The 17,682-nt window shown below is 26.6% G+C and carries 23 protein-coding genes and 1 pseudogene; 10 read left to right on the forward strand and 14 right to left on the reverse strand.

What is annotated here, in order from left to right:
• Nucleotides 1-54: 54 nt before the first annotated feature.
• From KPL37_RS13580 to KPL37_RS20125, 5 genes are all read right to left on the reverse strand, one after another.
• Entirely contained in the window at nucleotides 55-702 is a 648-nt protein-coding gene (locus KPL37_RS13580; RefSeq protein WP_216150221.1) for a YidC/Oxa1 family membrane protein insertase, read from the reverse strand.
• A 26-nt stretch (nucleotides 703-728) separates the two neighbouring features.
• Nucleotides 729-974: a hypothetical protein gene (locus KPL37_RS13585; protein ID WP_216150223.1), complete on the reverse strand. Its 246-nt coding sequence runs from the start codon at nucleotides 972-974 to the stop codon at nucleotides 729-731.
• A 75-nt stretch (nucleotides 975-1,049) separates the two neighbouring features.
• Entirely contained in the window at nucleotides 1,050-1,757 is a 708-nt protein-coding gene (locus KPL37_RS13590) for a DUF1048 domain-containing protein (RefSeq protein ID WP_216150225.1), read from the reverse strand.
• Between the two features lie 3 nt (nucleotides 1,758-1,760).
• On the reverse strand, nucleotides 1,761-2,081 hold the full coding sequence (locus tag KPL37_RS13595) for a PadR family transcriptional regulator (RefSeq protein ID WP_216150226.1): 321 nt from the start codon (nucleotides 2,079-2,081) through the stop codon (nucleotides 1,761-1,763).
• Between the two features lie 217 nt (nucleotides 2,082-2,298).
• Nucleotides 2,299-2,430, reverse strand: coding sequence for an SHOCT domain-containing protein (locus tag KPL37_RS20125; protein WP_281418695.1), 132 nt, complete (start codon nucleotides 2,428-2,430; stop codon nucleotides 2,299-2,301).
• Between the two features lie 699 nt (nucleotides 2,431-3,129).
• On the opposite strand from KPL37_RS20125, the gene KPL37_RS13600 reads away from it, so the two are divergent.
• The 3 genes and pseudogenes from KPL37_RS13600 to KPL37_RS13610 all read left to right on the forward strand — a co-directional run.
• The gene (locus tag KPL37_RS13600; RefSeq protein WP_216150228.1) at nucleotides 3,130-3,558 is read left to right on the forward strand and encodes a hypothetical protein; all 429 of its coding nucleotides are present in this window, start codon (nucleotides 3,130-3,132) and stop codon (nucleotides 3,556-3,558) included.
• Nucleotides 3,559-3,683: 125 nt separating this feature from the next.
• On the forward strand, nucleotides 3,684-4,133 hold the full coding sequence (locus KPL37_RS13605) for a MarR family winged helix-turn-helix transcriptional regulator (RefSeq protein WP_216150230.1): 450 nt from the start codon (nucleotides 3,684-3,686) through the stop codon (nucleotides 4,131-4,133).
• 70 nt (nucleotides 4,134-4,203) lie between these two features.
• A pseudogene (locus KPL37_RS13610) lies at nucleotides 4,204-4,713 on the forward strand (nucleotide disphospho-sugar-binding domain-containing protein); the annotation flags it as partial.
• A gap of 73 nt (nucleotides 4,714-4,786) precedes the next feature.
• Here KPL37_RS13610 and budA read toward each other — a convergent pair.
• From budA to KPL37_RS13645, 7 genes are all read right to left on the reverse strand, one after another.
• Complete coding sequence (gene budA, locus KPL37_RS13615; protein WP_216150233.1) at nucleotides 4,787-5,503, reverse strand: acetolactate decarboxylase; 717 nt, start codon at nucleotides 5,501-5,503, stop codon at nucleotides 4,787-4,789.
• A gap of 160 nt (nucleotides 5,504-5,663) precedes the next feature.
• Nucleotides 5,664-7,085: a L,D-transpeptidase family protein gene (locus KPL37_RS13620; RefSeq protein ID WP_216150235.1), complete on the reverse strand. Its 1,422-nt coding sequence runs from the start codon at nucleotides 7,083-7,085 to the stop codon at nucleotides 5,664-5,666.
• A 304-nt stretch (nucleotides 7,086-7,389) separates the two neighbouring features.
• Nucleotides 7,390-7,860: a HEAT repeat domain-containing protein gene (locus tag KPL37_RS13625; protein ID WP_246578285.1), complete on the reverse strand. Its 471-nt coding sequence runs from the start codon at nucleotides 7,858-7,860 to the stop codon at nucleotides 7,390-7,392.
• A gap of 247 nt (nucleotides 7,861-8,107) precedes the next feature.
• The gene (locus KPL37_RS13630; RefSeq protein WP_216150237.1) at nucleotides 8,108-9,490 is read right to left on the reverse strand and encodes a L,D-transpeptidase family protein; all 1,383 of its coding nucleotides are present in this window, start codon (nucleotides 9,488-9,490) and stop codon (nucleotides 8,108-8,110) included.
• A gap of 171 nt (nucleotides 9,491-9,661) precedes the next feature.
• On the reverse strand, nucleotides 9,662-9,868 hold the full coding sequence (locus KPL37_RS13635) for a hypothetical protein (RefSeq protein ID WP_216150239.1): 207 nt from the start codon (nucleotides 9,866-9,868) through the stop codon (nucleotides 9,662-9,664).
• 337 nt (nucleotides 9,869-10,205) lie between these two features.
• On the reverse strand, nucleotides 10,206-10,430 hold the full coding sequence (locus KPL37_RS13640) for a hypothetical protein (RefSeq protein ID WP_216150240.1): 225 nt from the start codon (nucleotides 10,428-10,430) through the stop codon (nucleotides 10,206-10,208).
• 293 nt (nucleotides 10,431-10,723) lie between these two features.
• Entirely contained in the window at nucleotides 10,724-11,026 is a 303-nt protein-coding gene (locus KPL37_RS13645; RefSeq protein WP_216150242.1) for a hypothetical protein, read from the reverse strand.
• 290 nt (nucleotides 11,027-11,316) lie between these two features.
• Here KPL37_RS13645 and KPL37_RS13650 point away from each other — a divergent pair, with 290 nt between their 5' ends.
• The 6 genes from KPL37_RS13650 to KPL37_RS13675 all read left to right on the forward strand — a co-directional run bounded on the left by KPL37_RS13650 (nucleotide 11,317) and on the right by KPL37_RS13675 (nucleotide 15,593).
• The gene (locus tag KPL37_RS13650) at nucleotides 11,317-12,450 is read left to right on the forward strand and encodes an MFS transporter (protein WP_216150243.1); all 1,134 of its coding nucleotides are present in this window, start codon (nucleotides 11,317-11,319) and stop codon (nucleotides 12,448-12,450) included.
• Nucleotides 12,451-12,648: 198 nt separating this feature from the next.
• Nucleotides 12,649-13,086, forward strand: a complete 438-nt coding sequence (locus KPL37_RS13655) for a DUF2178 domain-containing protein (protein WP_216150244.1) — start codon at nucleotides 12,649-12,651, stop codon at nucleotides 13,084-13,086.
• Between the two features lie 131 nt (nucleotides 13,087-13,217).
• On the forward strand, nucleotides 13,218-13,415 hold the full coding sequence (locus KPL37_RS13660) for a helix-turn-helix transcriptional regulator (protein ID WP_216150245.1): 198 nt from the start codon (nucleotides 13,218-13,220) through the stop codon (nucleotides 13,413-13,415).
• A 3-nt stretch (nucleotides 13,416-13,418) separates the two neighbouring features.
• The gene (locus KPL37_RS13665) at nucleotides 13,419-14,192 is read left to right on the forward strand and encodes a DUF2178 domain-containing protein (RefSeq protein WP_216150246.1); all 774 of its coding nucleotides are present in this window, start codon (nucleotides 13,419-13,421) and stop codon (nucleotides 14,190-14,192) included.
• Nucleotides 14,193-14,333: 141 nt separating this feature from the next.
• The gene (locus tag KPL37_RS13670) at nucleotides 14,334-14,816 is read left to right on the forward strand and encodes a hypothetical protein (RefSeq protein ID WP_216150247.1); all 483 of its coding nucleotides are present in this window, start codon (nucleotides 14,334-14,336) and stop codon (nucleotides 14,814-14,816) included.
• Nucleotides 14,817-15,410: 594 nt separating this feature from the next.
• Nucleotides 15,411-15,593: a recombinase family protein gene (locus tag KPL37_RS13675; RefSeq protein WP_216150248.1), complete on the forward strand. Its 183-nt coding sequence runs from the start codon at nucleotides 15,411-15,413 to the stop codon at nucleotides 15,591-15,593.
• 63 nt (nucleotides 15,594-15,656) lie between these two features.
• Here KPL37_RS13675 and KPL37_RS13680 read toward each other — a convergent pair whose 3' ends face one another.
• Both KPL37_RS13680 and KPL37_RS13685 read right to left on the reverse strand, forming a co-directional pair.
• Nucleotides 15,657-15,932, reverse strand: a complete 276-nt coding sequence (locus tag KPL37_RS13680) for a glycine zipper domain-containing protein (protein WP_216150250.1) — start codon at nucleotides 15,930-15,932, stop codon at nucleotides 15,657-15,659.
• A 272-nt stretch (nucleotides 15,933-16,204) separates the two neighbouring features.
• Complete coding sequence (locus KPL37_RS13685; RefSeq protein WP_216150252.1) at nucleotides 16,205-16,855, reverse strand: CPBP family intramembrane glutamic endopeptidase; 651 nt, start codon at nucleotides 16,853-16,855, stop codon at nucleotides 16,205-16,207.
• Between the two features lie 352 nt (nucleotides 16,856-17,207).
• Here KPL37_RS13685 and KPL37_RS13690 point away from each other — a divergent pair, with 352 nt between their 5' ends.
• Nucleotides 17,208-17,594: a GntR family transcriptional regulator gene (locus KPL37_RS13690; RefSeq protein WP_246578286.1), complete on the forward strand. Its 387-nt coding sequence runs from the start codon at nucleotides 17,208-17,210 to the stop codon at nucleotides 17,592-17,594.
• Nucleotides 17,595-17,682 lie beyond the last annotated feature (88 nt).

The raw sequence follows: 17,682 nt of genomic DNA on the forward strand, positions 1-17,682 counted from the left end.
AAACATAAAAAATCCTGCTAATAAAATAAGTTAGCAGGATTTTAACTTTAATATTTATTGCTTTTCAGTTTTTACATTTCTCATATATATTCTAAAAACAAGCTCTTCTAAAAAGCTGAACACACTAGTGGTTATCAAGTATATCCCCAATGCAATTGGTGCTGCTTTAGCAACTAATACACCAACTACTGCCATTATTATAATATTACTCTTGCTAATTGTAGCCTGGCCTTCAATTTTCAATAAAGTTACATATGAAAGCAAGCTTGGGGCTAAGGATACAATCATATATATAAGTGGAATAACATAATAACTGTCTGAGAGCTTAATACTAGACACCCAAGGTATAAGGTATGTACCCACGCTCACAGGGATCTTATTAAAAACACTCCACATAGTCATTAATATAGGTAGTTGGAGCAACGTTACTAAGCAACCCATCATACTTTTTGCACTTTGGACAGATTGTTTTTTAAGTTCTACATCAAGTTTGTCTTTGTTATTTTTATATTTTTCCTTAAGTTCTTGCATTTTTATAGCAAATTTTTGTTGCTGTTGCATGGATTTTTTTTGTTTAAAAGACATTGGTGAAAGTACTAATCTCACACTTACAGTAAGTAAAACTATTGCTAGTCCCCAATCCCCAGTAAAATTAAAAATTGAATTTAATAAAATACTTAAAAAATTGAAAATGATGTTCATATTTATCCTCCCTCGAATAATTTTGGTTAAAACATCATTTCAATTTTCAAACGTTCTACATATATCCACATACCATATTTTTCATAAATTATATAATCTTCTGGAAGTACTTTTTTTATAAATCCAAGCCACTGAATTAAAATATTTCTTGTATCATTTTTTTTAATTTTATGCCTAAGATTTTTATAGGAAAATACAGTATAAGAGATTATACCCGTAAAACATATTACAAAAAACATTAACTGAATTAAATTTATTAAGTCATAATTCAACGTGCATACCTCCCTACTTATTATTTCTATATATTATAACATATATTAAGAATATTACTATATAAGAGATAGCTGCTATCTACCTTTATTGTACATTCTCTTATAGCATTCTAGTATTATAATTATCACAAGTATTAGTCCTACATCTTGAATGCATGAATAAAGTGTTATTGTATAAGTGAAAATTTTAGTACCAAGAATTTTTAGAAGAATGAGCCTTATGGCTCCAACAGTACATATTGCAATAAAAAAACTAAATACATCCGATTTACTCAAATCGCTACCCATTGCATATAGTTCTTGATACCAAAAAACTTGAGATGATGATCTTTCTTGATTACGCTTCTTTATTGCGGGAAGCATAATAAATGAAATAGCAATCGATGTTATAAGGAAATCTACAGTTATACCTAAATCAATTGAAGGATGAGTTATTTTTCTTATCATACTAAACAAAAATAAAAGTATAATCGTAAATAATAAACTCTTTTGTATATAATTTATTACTCTATAGTTCTCACTTTTATCACTGCTATATTCATCAATAATTGAGTTGCAAAATTCTTCATAATCATTCCCAATTATTAAAGTCATAGGTTTATCTTCAATTTGTGCCTGTAGCATCATATCCATTACCTGTTGAAGAATTTCTTCTTTTTCAGTTCCTCTTAATTCGCTGTTCTGTATATATGATGTTATGCTTTTATATAAATATAAGTTAGACGTATTTAATTTTTTCTGCTGTTTAAATCTGGTTACTTTAAGACGGCATTCTAATAACATACATTATCCCTCCAATACATTATCAATATTATTTTTGATTTTATCCCAAGATGCTATGAAATCTTCTAATTCCGTATTTCCTTCTTTAGTTAGATAATAATATTTTCTCATTGGTCCGAAAGGGGACTTAATCATATTAGAGTAAAGTAGCTTTTTCTTTTCCAGTCTTATAAGGATAGGATAGACACTACCTTCAGAAACTTCTTGAAATCCATACACTGTTAGCTTTTCACATATTTCATAGCCATAAGTTTCATTGGTACTTACAATTTTTAAAATACATCCTTCGAGTAAACCTTTTAATATTTGCGTTGAATTAGCCAAATAATCACCTACTTTGTATTACTTAATAGTATAAATAGAATATACACCCACTACCCTATAGTGTCAAGTAGTTATATATTTATTTTTTATGCTTCATAAATAATATTTTTTAGGAAATATTAGTAAAAACATTGTTTGTGATAAATAATTAATTTTAATTTTCCAAACAAAAAAAGAAGCCAATGTTTAAGCTCCATATTAGTGCATATTTATTTTGTTATTTTAAATAAAACAATAGTTCTTTTTCCTTAATAGAAAACTCTTCTTGTGTTATAATTCCCTCATTTAATAAATCTTTGTATTGCATAATTTCATCTGCTACTCTTTGTTGGGTCCACTCCACTTCCAATAACATCACCTCATTCCCATTTTTGCAATATATCTTAAATATAAATCAATTGCAATTTGTTGGTCAGACCATCAAGCTTGTTTCATAATACCACATTATTTTGAAGTTTTCCATTAATTATAAAAATTAAATAAGAAATAGAAATTATATTCAAGTTAATAATATATAAAAAGGAGCATATAATATAAAAAACTATTAATATATATTCCCATAAAGAAAATCTTTATTAATACAGAATTATTAAAATTTGTTTAAGTAAATTGTTGTTAAAATGTAGATTAGAATCTTGTAAAATTTTATAAAAATCTAGTAAGAATTTAATTAAAAAAATAACACTAATAGCTAATAACTGACTGAAATCACACAAGTATAGGGAGTTAAATTTAAGTTAAAATTGCTGTGAAATCTAATTAGATTTAAAAAATTTCTATCCATAAAGTTGATAATGTTAATGTTTTAGATACAGGATTAGTTGTGGCTGTGAGGGTATAAGTAAAAATTATCTTGATGCTTTTGATTCAGCTTCTGTAAACTAATACACGCAAAATAGGATATTAAAAAAATACACAAAAAATTCACACATTTTTTTGCTAATTTTTGATATTATATAATAATTAACTATATTTTTGAAACAATACTAAAGAGAGATATACAAAGTATAATTCAACTTATTATAATTTATCATTTAGGAGGCTAAGAATGAAAAGAAATGAAAAGAGAGTCAGTGTATTTAAATTAGTGCATACTTGTATTAAAGAAAATGAGGAGTTATATATTAAATCCGAATTATCAGAAAAAGATTTAGTGAAGTTAATAAAAGTATTGCAAACTAAAACTGTAGGTATTGAAGAAACTTTTGATTTATGCCCAAATGAAATGATGAATATATTACTTCAATATGATTCTATTAGGGCTTTTCCTAACGATGAAGATTTACAAGAATTGTATAACAAGAATGAAGAATATTTTAACTTTGTAAAAATAGATTTATATAGTGTATGGAAAAATGATATTGTTATCGATGATAAAGATTTGGTAGATATCAAATATATTAATGAAAATGCATTACAAATGATAAATAATTATATTGAAGATGAACTTAAGATTCTTAGCAAACAAACAAGTTAATATTATTAAAACACAAACTCTTAGTTTAAATACTAGAGTTTGTGTTTTTTCTTTTTTCTACGTCTGCATCCTTGTATATGTTTGTAACAAACAGGTTTCTTGACAAGTTCTATATATATGTTAAAATGACAGAAAAAATAATTGATCAATTAGCTAAAGAATTCTTTAAGTTAGTACCACAAATCATTAAAAATGTTGTAAAACCATTTGAAAATGTATCTAAAAACTCTTTAGGTCCTATGCAATTAGGTCTTCTGAATTTTTTGAAACATGAACCATCTATTTCAATGACTGAGATTGCTACAAAATTAAATGTATCAAAGCAACAATTAACTAAATTGACAGATAAACTTGTTGAGAAAAATTATATTGATAGGGTTAATGATTTGATAGATAGGCGTTCTATAAAAATAACAATCACTGAAATAGGAATTCAATTTCTAAATGAATATGAAAAGCAGGTTATAGATTTGATGAAAATAAGATTTGAAAAATTATCAAATGAAAATCTCCTTGAGTTACGAGAGGCAGTCAATAGTATAAACAAAATTATGCCATTGATATCAGACAATTAATAAAAGATATTTTATATTCGAGAAACGCCTATAAAAAACTTTATGAATAGGTATATATAAAGATATATAACAAAAGAAAATTATATATATATCTTTAGGTACTATATTTAATAACTCCATTGAGTTTTATGAAAGTTGTTTTAAAGCTTTAGGCAATATGGATGTAAAAATTATTATGTCTGTAGGTGGAAATATAGATATTAGTTCATTTAAAGATATACCATCAAATTTTGTTGTTAGTAATTATGTATCTCAACTTGAAATTTTAAAACAAGCAGATGTGTTTATTACCCATGGTGGTATGAACAGTACGAATGAAGGTTTGTATTATGGTGTTCCATTGATTCTTATCCCTCAATTTGCAGATCAGCCTTTTGTAGCAGCGAGAGTAGCCAAGCTCGGTGCAGGTATTGTTATTGAAAAAGATAAAGTTACGCCAGGGGCATTAAAGCAGTCTGTAGGTAAGATTCTAACAGATAATAGCTTTAGAATAAATAGTGAAAAGATTGGCAAATCACTTAGAGAAGCGGGAGGGTACAAGAAGGGTGTTGATGAAATAATTAAATTAATAAATAAATAATGATTAATTTAAAAAAACCGTTTAAGATAATATAATATTATCTTAAACGGTTTTTTTTTAGATTGAATAAAATTTATTTTTCTGAAGAAGAAAATTCATCTTTTAAATTTCCATAATTAAATTCTTTTTTCATGAAATTAGAATCATTTAAAGGAAAATGGAGATCTATATTTTCTGCTATCTGACATTTAATTTTACCATAGTTCAGTGTAAAATTTAATAAGTGTCCTCCCAAATTCTTTTCATTATTAATAAAGTGTAGATGAAAGCCTGAACCTGATATTCCTAAGTACAATTCTGGAATGTAGAAACCAACAATAGTACCTGTGCATTTATCAATACTAAATTCTAGTTGATCTTTAGTCGCATTAATTAATCTTGGATAAGGTTTTTCTTGTTTTACAACTGTCCTAACATGAACATTTTCAAATTCTCCATCAATTCTAAACATGGAAAAAGTATTTCTACTGTCCAAATGTGTTAAAATTTTTTCTTTTACCTTAGCTGCAGATAATCTGTTATTAAAGGTAATTGTCTCATCTTTTTGAAAGCTACCAACCAGTGCATAAGCAACTTTTTGATCATTACTAGCAATAGAAAATACACCATCTTGACGTGATTGATAAGCTATTCCATCAAGCACAATAAGTTCTCCATCTAATTCATCAAATGTTCCAATACCCATATCTCCATGTTTTAATAATTCTTTAATTGATAAGCTTCCTTCAAATAATCCGGTCATTAAGGTCCCTATTGAACCATGTTGAAACAACTTAATTTTTTTCATCATTAGAATACTCCCTTTATATACTGATATCTTTTATTTTACCATATTTATTAAAAATAAAACAAAATTATATGATAAATTACCAAAGTAGAAAACACTGTATTTGTGGTTATCTGTGCTAGTTTTAGGCACAATAGAAGTTTTTAAATAAAAAATTTATCTACTAATAATAACAAACAACGGGAGTACCCTTCTCTATATTATCAAATACTGTTTTTGCTAATTCGTATGGTGAATTTATACAACCATGAGATCCGCCTGTCTTATACAGGTTCCCCCCAAACGTATCTCGCCAGCCTGCATCATGAATTCCTATGTTCCCATTAAAAGGCAACCAAAAATTCACAGGAGAAGCATAACCTTCACCTTTAAGAGTTGCGTTTCTTTCTTTATAATTGACCATATAAATGCCGTCTGGTGTTCTAGTCTTCTCAGATCCATCATTACCTGTAACAACATCCCCTTGTGTTATCAGCACTCCCTTTTTATAAAACCATAAATGTTGCTTTGAAAGATCTATTTCTACATAGGTATTCCCAATATCATCCTTGCCATGATATAATGCAGTTTGATAATATGTAGGTTCTTTTGCTATAGATTTCCCGCTTTTTATGATCGAAATTAAATTTTGGGTTTCTTTAACCTTATTAATGGCCCAGCCATAAGTACCGCCACCAACATTAATTGCTTTTCCTGATGATGTAACAAAACTTCTCATCTTAGCAACTGTATTATATTTACTGGAAAGTGCATCCATATAAATTTCGACTTCTTTTTCATTAAATGTTACTTCACTATTCTCATCAACTGTAACCCACTTATTTATTGTAGAACCATCTAAAATTTCTTTAGCTTTTCCAAAAGTATATGTAATCTTTGAAGATACATATTTGTTAAGCCTGTCCCTTGTGGCAATGACCTTTGGAGATTTTGAAGTATATTGTGGTTTAACATAATAATTAATTGACTCCAAATCTATTGTTGTTTCACCTTTACTAACTGCATCATTCACAAAATTATATAAAATGTCTTTATTTCCTTTATTTATTTTGGTTCCAATGATTTCATTGACAATTACATAACCATTATCCGTATATTTATAGCTAGCATTTTTAGGTTCAATTGACTTACTGCTATCCAAACAAGAGAGGTTATCCACTTGTTCTTTTAATAAATTTTTGTCATATTTAATTCCTACTATCATTTTAGAATCTTTTGGATTAAAAACTGCTGAAATCCATTTATAAGGATTCTGTTTATCCTTAAACTGCTTAACTTCACCATTCATATTATACGTTAAGCCGATTTCTTCTCCTTTAATTTTCTCATTTATACCGCCTCGTTCTTTTATTTTTAACTGATATATTTTAATCTGAGATGCCATTTGTTCATTTACATCCTTTACAACTTTCCCCGAAACACTAATGGTATTTATTGTAGAACCAAAATAAAAATGATTCATGAAATATATTACCATCCCAAAGTATATAATAAGCAAGGTACAAAAAGAAATTATAATACATAAAACAATTTTCTTGCGTTTTTTTATTGGACTTATTGCTGACTTTGATACCTCTGTTTCCATAATTGCACCACCTCTTATCCATTTTAAAAAAACTAACTGCTACCCTCTAAATTAATACTAGTAATGAATAGGGGATACTGGTAGCGAATATTAATAGACTATTCTAGAGCTTAGAGTATATTTTTCGCTAAAAGACGCCTGTATTTTATTATACCATAATTACCATAAATTAAGTATATTCACAATTCATTAGTATTATATCTGACTAGTAGTAACCACTTTTTAATTTGAAAATCATCAAAGCGAGGCAAAGTATAATTTATACTTTGCCTCGCTTTATTCTACTAAATATTCTAGATAATAATTATTTGTTTGTAGGCTTGCTTTTGGGTTTATTTTTTAAAACATTTAAAATCCATTCATCAAAACTGTTTCCTTTATCTCCTTCATATACATCATATGGTTCAGGATAAAGTTTCTTAAATTTCTCTTTAAACTTAGTTATTTCAAAACTTTCGTTTATTTCATTATCTACATTATATAGTTTTTTATTTATGTCTTTTATTAAGTGAGCCTTTGGTTTGCCGAGTTTTAACCGTTTACCATTCTTAGTTATGCCTAAGGATTGAGTAGCCCGGAGAGCTTCCTCTTTAACTTTAAATACTAAATCATGCATTGCTAATCTTGTTAATACATCTCGCGATTTTTGACATTTCCAATTTTTCAATTCATTTACTGCTTCAAGTCTTTTTCTCCAATTGGTTTTATCATCTGCCATTTTAACTAACTCATTAATATTATTTGGAGTTTCTTTTTTAATTTCGATTACTGACACCTAATACACCACCTATTTTATTTATTTTGTATAATGTATATTAAAAAGCATAATAAAATATAACTTTTTAACTCAAATAAGTATGTATATAAGAAAATGTTGTTATGAAATTAAATCAAGTACCCCCATATCTATGAATGATAGGGGGATACTTGAGATAATAAAAAAATATTTTAATTAGAGCTTTATATTATAAAGATCATAGAAATATGGGTAATAGTTGATGCTTACTACTATTAAACTACTGTTAATAACAAACAACTGGAGTACCGGCATCTATATTATCATATATCTTTTGAGCTAGTGCAGGTGGCGAATTTACACAACCGTGAGAACCTTTTGTAAGATATAGCTGTCCTCCAAATTTACTTTGCCAAGTTGCATCATGTATACCAATTCCACCATTAAAAGGCATAAAAACACTGACAGCAGTGCTGTAACCCTCTCCCTTTAATGTTGCATTTTTTGCTTTATATTTTAGTTTATAAACACCTGTTGGTGTTATACGATCTTTAGTTGGTTTACCAGTAATGACGTCCCCATCTGTAATAAGGTTACCATTCTTATAAAACCACAAATGCTGTGCTGTAAGATTAAGTTCAACATAAGTATTTCCTATATCATTAAGATCATGATTTAAACCTTTTTCAGTATAACGGGGTTCCTTTGCTATGGTTTTTCCATTTTTTATAGAGACAATTAAATCACCTACTTCTCCTGCTCGTTCTACTTTCCATCCAAAATCTCCGCCACTGACATTTAAGGTTGTTCCTAAAGAGGTAGTGAATCTTCTTTCCTTGCCATAAGTTTCATAATGATTATCTAATTCACTTAAGTAAGTTTTTATAGTATCTTGATCAAATATAATTGCATTATTATTGTCAACCTTAAGCCATTTGTTTATTACAGACTTATCTATAACTGATTTACCTCCAGCATAGGTATAAGAAATGTTTGATGATATATACTTATTAAGTAAAGTTTTAGTATTTAGAACTTCTTTTGAAGTTGAAGTATATTTTGGATTTATATAACTATTTTTTGTTTCTAAATCTACTTGTGTTTCTCCCTTTAGAATAGTACTTACCATATTTGCATATAATTGCTTACTATTTATTTTATTTCCCAAAACTTCTTTTACAATTACATAGCCAGCATCCGAATATTTAAAGTTAGCATTTTGGGGCTCAATAATTTTTTTACTATCGAAAGCAGAGAGCTTATCAAAATGTGTTTTTAATAGTTTTTCATCATATGTCACTAAGCCGGCTATTTCATAGTTTTTTTTGTTGAATATCTCATAAAACCAGCCAAAAGAATTTTTATTGTCTTCCAACACTTGAATTTTACCATTTGAATTATATTTAAGTCCAATGTCAGCACCTTTAATTTGCTCGTTCACACCTCCCCGTTCTTTAAGTTCAAGTGTATACGTTGCATATTTTGATGATAAATCTTTATCTACCTGATCTATAGTTTTACCAGATGCATTAACACCATTAATTACTGAACCAAGATAGAAACGATTGTTAAAATAAATCGATACACTTAAATATAAAGCGAACAGAATAGAAAAAGAAATTATAATAGTTTTCACAGACTTTTTGCGTTTTATTATTTGTATTTCCATGAGGCACCTCTTTAATATTATAGTAATACATATATATTACTATAATATAGAATGTAAAGCAAAATAAGTAATTGATTTAAAAATTAGGTATTTTAAATTTATTTATAAAATAAGTATCATTTGTAGTATGCTTTTACTATAAAATTTGTATAAATATTTCTATATAACTACCTAGAAGCTTTCAGTGTATTCTTGCGGTAAAAATGTTAATCTATATCCATCTGATTTGCTATCTACACAAGATAACATGTCAATACTAACAATATTTTTTCCGTATATGAATATTTTTGCTGTATCACCCTTAGATATTGACAAATTTAATCCACTTCCATGGTGATAATTGAAATCTTTTTTGCATGATACAATTGAATTTACCATAGGTTATGCTCCTTTTTTTTTAGTCTAGTACATGTAAGTTAGTACTGAAATTTAACATACTTTTTATATTTGAAGTTATTCTTCCTGTAGTACTAACCATCATGTACAATTAACTTCTACTATACCATAAATTTCTAGTTTTTCCTTTATATATTTAAAAAACAGCTATGAATTTTCTCATAGCTGTTTCATTTGTTTTACTATAAATATTTTTTTATATCCTCAACTTTTTCTGAATCAAATATATCAGACTCTAATTCTTCATAATCAGATAAAATATAAGATTTATCAACGAGTATTAATTTTATCATCAGAACTTTAGATGATTTTATAAAGACTATTCTTCTTTTATTTGTTTCATATAGTTTTTATTCCCACAAAAAGGACATTTTAATTTATGTTTATAAAAATTTGGTACAGTAGTGGTAGTAGCCATTTTTATTGGTGACACCTTAAATCTGTTATTACAACTATTGCAAATAAAATAATAATTTTTAGCCATTGGTTTCAAAAAAATAATATAAGATACAATTGCTACTATTATAATAATTAAAAGTCTCATTATAGCTTTTTCCTTCTTTCATAAAGTATTTACTTAATTATACTATTAATAATACAAATTCTATATAAAAATTTGTTCAACTTTAAACGGTAGAACAATGTAAATATGTGGTGCCACCTAAAATATCAAATTTTAGGGAATAGGCAATAAAACCAAAAATAACGTTATATTGGCTAACTTAGTCTTATTCAAAGGATAATTTTATAACTAAAGAATAGCATGTCTTTACTTCTGGATGAAATTAGTTTAGGAAGTGATTATTAATGAATACAACAGGAATGTTTTAGGAGGACTTAAAAGTTCATATTATCTTCTAAATGTTTAATATGCTTTTTTAACTCATCTATCTCTTTGTGTAAATCTTCAATACTGCTATTTAAATTACTATTTTTATTCTTTTCAGATTGATTATTATTATCTAAACTTTCTATGAGATTTTCATCAGCTACAGTTATAAAAATTGACTGAGATATACCAGAAATAAAACTGGCTATAACAATTCTTTCGGTAATACTAAACTTACGACTAAGTAAAATCCCTATTGCGGATGATAGCGCAACCAATTGCTCTGGGGTAAAATTCTCTATTTTTTTCATATAATTCGCCCCCTTAAAGAATTGTACTAAATAATTAATAGCTTCATATTTATATATATTACAAAAACGGATTAGATATATCTAATATATAATTTAATATTGTATAATGTTGGTCTTATTTCATTGTTATTAGTTGTATTTTAATTCATCATTTGGTATAGTATTACAGATTAACAACTCGAGTAATATAAGCGGGTTTTAGGTTTTAATACACAATAAAGTAGCAAGTTTTTTCGTCGTGTAACTTTGGAGGTGTATTAAAAATCAATAAAAAACTAAACGTTTATTTAATGTACATGATTGTATTCCTACAGGGGTTCGTCTTTTATGGCCCTATTGCCACATTGTATAGGCAAAACAGAAACCTATCTTTGTCTAGTATGTTTTTAATAGAGGCTATATCATGGATACTAATGATTATTTTTGAAGTTCCATGGGGTTGGTTTGCAGATAGATTTGGATACAAGAGAACACTTGTTATTTCAAATTTTATATTTTTTATATCGAAAATAGTTTTCTATAAAGCAAATTGTTTTGGGATGTTTTTTTTAGAACGAGTACTATTATCAGTATCTTTAGCCGGAATTTCAGGTTGTGATATTGCTCTAATATATTCGTCAATTAAGAAAGAGGAAAGTGAAAAAATATTTGGGAGATATAATGCATTTTCAACTGGTGGTTATTTAATAGCTTCGATTATGTTTTCAATACTTATTAGACAATCCATGGATACTACTGCATTTTGGACTATTATACCTTATGGTATAGCAGCAGTATTAACTTTATTTTTAAAAGATATTGATGTTAAGATCAAAGAAAAGCCTAAATTTAAGCAGAGTTTATTAACAGCATTCAAAAACAAAAGTATTATAATGTTGGTAATTTCTTTTGCCTTAATAAATGAAGTAGTTCAAGTAGTAAGTGTATTTTTAAATCAATCACAATATCTTCGAAGTGGAATAAACATTAAATTTTTTGGTATATTGGCAGTTGTTATGCAAATAGTCCGATTAATCTCAATTAAATCTTATAAATTCAGTATTAAGTTTGGTACAGATAGAAGTATTCAAATTTTATATATAATTATTACTGCATGTTGTACAACACTTGTATTTACATCCAATTATGTATTAACTATATTTTCAATAATTATTATATGTGGCAGTGCAGCAATAATTTCACCTATGGTTTTAGATATTCAAAATAGAACTATAGGGACTACTGACAGGGCAACTCTTTTATCAGTGTTTGCTATGTTTGGCGATCTAACTGCTGCAGGAGCAAACGTAATTATTGGAAAGACAGCAGATATTTCAACACCAGTTGCATTTATAACTTGCGTGATTATGTGCATTTGTGCTTATACATTGTTTTTTGTTTATAAGAAAAAACGTATAAAATCAATAGTAGTAACCACTCTTTAATTTTTAAAGTGAGGTAAAGTATAAAGTATATTTTGCGATATATATCATACCTACTACCCTATAGTGTTAAGTAGTTATATATTTATTTTTATGTCACCAAACAGATGGTTCATGCTTTTTATCTTGTGTTATAAGGCTGTATAAAATATTATAGAAATAAGATAGATGAATTATATGATTTGGAGGGAAATTTAAAAAATGAATAAAAAAATATATAATAAAAAAGGGTTTTGGAGTGGTGTTTTTTTTCTTTTATTAGCAGTTGTCTATATTATACTATTGGTAAATAATTGGAATGATATGAATTCAATAAGAAATGGTAAGAGTATTTTATTCGCTATTATTTGTGCATTAATTGGTATTTCGCAAATATATAGGGGGCTAGATAGTAAGTGTGCAAAAGAGGATGCTCAGGACGATGATGAAAGAAAAAAATTAGTTATACTTAAAACTGAAAGCAGTACCTATAAAATCACATTTAATATTAGTATTGTTTTAACTTTATTATTAGCAGTTGCCATAGGAGTTACTGAAAATGATGATTTATTAGGTGTTTTTGTAGGAGTAGCAATTATGCCAACTATCATGATTATTTCTTATATGTTTGCTAATCATTACCATAACAAACACAATTAAATTATTATAATGATTTATTTATTCTCGGTATTTTATTTAGTTTTAAAAAGCATTGTTTGTCAAGTTAGCTTGATAAACAAATAATAAATTATATAATAGGTGTAAAGGAAGCTAGATAAAAGGAGATAAAATTGAGAAATACAGTTAAATTTTTAAGAGAAAAAAATGAATTAACACAACAAGAATTAGCAAACATTCTTGTTGTCTCAAGGCAAACAATAAATTCATTAGAGACTGGAAAATATAATCCATCAATATTACTTGCTCATAAAATTGCTAAGTTTTTTGATACAGTAATTGAAAAGGTATTTATCTTTGAGGAGGAATGAATCATGGAAAAATTCGCAAAAAATTATGTACTACGATATTATATGTCTATATTTGAAATTGTTTTAGGATTACCAATTGTCTTTTCAAGTAAATATTATTTTAATAATAATTTAATGTTTGCTATAGGGTTAGGATTTATTATAGCGGGGTTAATAACATATTTCCCAAATAGGAATACCTATAAAAATAATAATGGTAAAAAACGCTTTGAACAAACTTATGATGAAAGATTCTTTGAGATAAGTCAAAAATCATCCGAACTTGCAATTAATATCATCTTTGTTTTGATTGGAATTTTAGCTTTAATTACTTATATATATCCAATAGAGGCTTATAAATTATGTACTATAATAATATTATTAATGTTTATTATTAATCATTCTTGCTATGCCTATTATAAGCATAAGTATGAGGATGTAGAAGATACTGAAGAATCGGATATGACTAATATTGGTAATGAGTTTACAATTATAAAACTTATATCTATATTTAGTATTGGTGTCGTAGTTGTTGGGATATTACTTGCGCTTACAATAGGAGATGTTTATTTAGGTTCATTTTTTATGAAACAAGTTGGAATAACAAATGCACTATATTTTAAAATTATAGATGTTGCTGTTACATTAGCTTTTTTAACCATAGGAAATTATAGCAGTAAAACAAGTTATCCTAAATTAAATAGAATCCTAAGAAATGTTTTCAGTAAAATGGTATTATTGTCATTCGTACTAATGATAATAAATCCTTTTATAACAAGATTAGGATTTTTTGAATAATATGTAATAGTTCTATAATTTATAGAAGTCTTAAAAGCAAGTACAAACTTTATATAATTTAGACTAATAATATATATTTAATAATACCATAATTATCATAAATTAAGAAAATAAATGAAAGAAATAAGGAAGGTGTTAATAATGAAATTAAAAATAATCGGTACCATCGTTGGAGCAATTGAATTAACTATGATGTTATTCATTATAAAAAAATTCTTTATAGGATCTTCTATATTTCCGACTACATATATTTTATCATTCTTAATATTGCAGTCTGTTTTTTATAATAAGTTATCTAGCAAGAACCCAAAAAAAATAATACAGAAAATAGTAACAATTAATATTCTCTTAATTATTGTATCTTTTGCGTTGTTGCCAAAGTATACTTATGTTGAAGCTAAAACTATTGTACAGAACAAATATAAAAATGAATTAGATCATTTTGTTGAATTTGAATCATATTCCGATAATAGTATACTAATTAGATCCAATAATATCAAAGATACATTTGTGCCACATAGATTTTATTATTTTTCTTTTGTTACAAATAATGGTGAGAAAAAATATATTATGATGAATCCTTCTTCAAACGACGAGATTGTACAGTTAAAGAATCCAAAGTGATTTTACAAATTTTAAGAATGTTTTTGAAGATTTATTTTTAAAGCATTCCATAATTATAGATGATGGGCCGAATCTTATGAATGGATTTATTAGTTGTAGCAATAAGGATACTAATAAAGAGGTGTTATTACTTAATAAAGTAAAACCATATCTAGTAATATAGTTATACTTGTGTCAATACATAAGAAAATAATAATTTATGATGAATCATATATGCTAAATGGAATAATAATGCTACCTGTGCATTTTTTTATGATATAATATCTAATAAACAATTAATTACTTATTATGAAAATTTTATAAATAAATCTGGATATTTGTCATTGCTATACTTAACTTTTTCTAAGTATTAACTACTCTGTTTATAGTTTCCTTTCATAACACTCACTTGGCTGAATTTGATGAAGTATGGAGAAAAATTAGTACTCCTGAGAGTGCCTTGAATGAAGGACCTATTTATATAGGCATCAGTATGGCCTGGTGGTTTAAACTTAAAGGGTGGTTAAATTTTAAATAGATGCGTATTTTAAAATAAATCAAAATACAATAATAATATATATAAGAATATGAAAATGAATTGAAGGGGTGTTGAACATGGAGAAGGCATTTGGATACGTAAGAGTTTCAACTTCTACCCAAGTAGAAAAGGGAATCGGACTAAAGAAACAACCACAGGAAATAGAGAAGTATTGTAAAGATAATAGCTTAGAGTTAGTGAAGATATTTAGTGATGAGGATGTAACTTGGTATGAGTACAGACAGATTGGGATTAAATGATCTGTTAAGTAGCTTTAATGGCACATTAATAAAGTAGTAGTCTTGAACACAATGAGAAAATGATCATATCAATGAAGTTAGCAAAGGCAAAGACAGTATAAGAATTACACCTATAACTGCTATTGATACGATTTTTATAATTTTAATTAAGTATATTTCTTTTATATCATTTTTCTTATAATCTATTAAAAAACCTATAAACATCCCAAGAAACATACCCAGTCCAGAGCCAATAGCTACCATGTCAAAAATTGTTCCAAATATAGTGCCTGCCATTAATCCAAATGGAATTCCGAGACTCATATAATAATATTTATTACTATTATTTTTCTCAGCCATATTTAATCATCTCCTTCTCATTTTAACTTGTTTTTAATGAATGCTTTTATACAATTTCGACTAATAATATATATCTATCATACCATGTTTACTATAAATTAAGCATATTAAAAATTTTTTTGAAATGGCTAATAGAATTAAAGTGAAAGTAACTCAGATGAAATCAAACCTATTTATTTAACGTACTTTATTATTGCAAAAAACCAAATGTAAAAAGGTCTTTACATGCTGAGGCAATGTTTTAAACTCATATAGATATTCCTTAGAGTATCTTAATAAAACAAGTAAAAGAATAAAATAAATGTTTCAATGATATTTGCTAAAAAATGTGAAATAGTGCACAAGTAAATATTCTTAGTTCTTTGATAAATCACACCGTAAATAATATTATCTATAAAAATAAAAAACGAGATATAAATAAGACTTGAAATGGGTACAGCCGAAAAATTTACTATGGCAAAAAATAATGAAGTAATGATGATAGCCCAAATTGGTTTTGTAATATTGCAAAGCTTAGTCTGGAAAAAACCTCTAAATGCTATTTCCTCAGCAAATGCTAAAATCAATAACTGAGGTATCTGTAAAAACAATTTACCAAATGATAACATCGGTTTTGTGTCTGAAGCATATAAGTACGAGTAGACCTCTGGTAGGACAAATTTAAACAAACTAATTGATACAATACTCGAAACAACAGGAATCAAAATTAACCACCAATATTTTTTTATATCAGCTAAAATATTTTTTGGAATAAATCTGATGTCTTCCATTTTACTTTTGTTTTCAATAACTAAATACAATATTGAAAAAAGAATAGTTAAGCTTAATCCAACAACATTAGTCAAACCTACACTTGTTAAGCATAGAAATCCAAAAATTGCAATTGGAATATAAGTTTTCAATAATTCATTTCTATTTTTCATTAAAATCCTCCTTTTTAAATTATTTATAAATTTTTACTTCCACATAAAATATATATTTAACTATAACATAATTACCAAAAATTAAATATATTTACAATACTTAATTGGTATTGAGTTATTTTTACTTATTAATTATGACTTTAATCTAAAACTCACACCAACATTTCTCTAAATCACACCAACAGTAATAAAAATTTCTTTAAATCAATGTATATCAGTATCATATACATTAATAGTTTGTACTTAATATCATTGACAAAAGACTTTAAATAATGTATATATAGTATATATACATTATACTCTTTTAAATTAAATAAAGAGTTTATTAAACGAAACTGGTAGGAGATAAGATATGGACATTACTATTATAATTTCAAATTTATCAAATGATCCTATATATCTGCAAATTATTGATCAGATTAAAGGCCTAATATTTTCTGGTGAAATAAAGGAAAATGATGCACTTCCATCTATGAGAAATTTAGCAAAGGATCTTCAAGTTAGTGTAATTACTACAAAGAGAGCTTATGAAGAATTAGAGAAGGAAGGCTTCATTGTTTCTCTTACTGGTAAAGGGTCATTTGTATCAGGGCAAAATAAGGAATTACTCCGCACGAAAAAAATGAAAATTTTAGAAGAAAAATTAAAAGAAATTTTAAAGGAAAGTAAAATACTGAATTTATCTATGGAAGAAATAATAGATATAATGAGAAATCTGATAGTGTTAACTAACCTATGAAAAAACTAGATTGAAAATTTTAAGATTTAAATTGTACTTTGAAAAGTGAAAATATATCTAAAAGGAATGAAACATTAGTTTTGTTATC

The sequence above is a fragment of the Clostridium frigoris genome, assembly GCF_018861865.1.
GTDB lineage: Bacteria > Bacillota > Clostridia > Clostridiales > Clostridiaceae > Clostridium_AD > Clostridium_AD frigoris.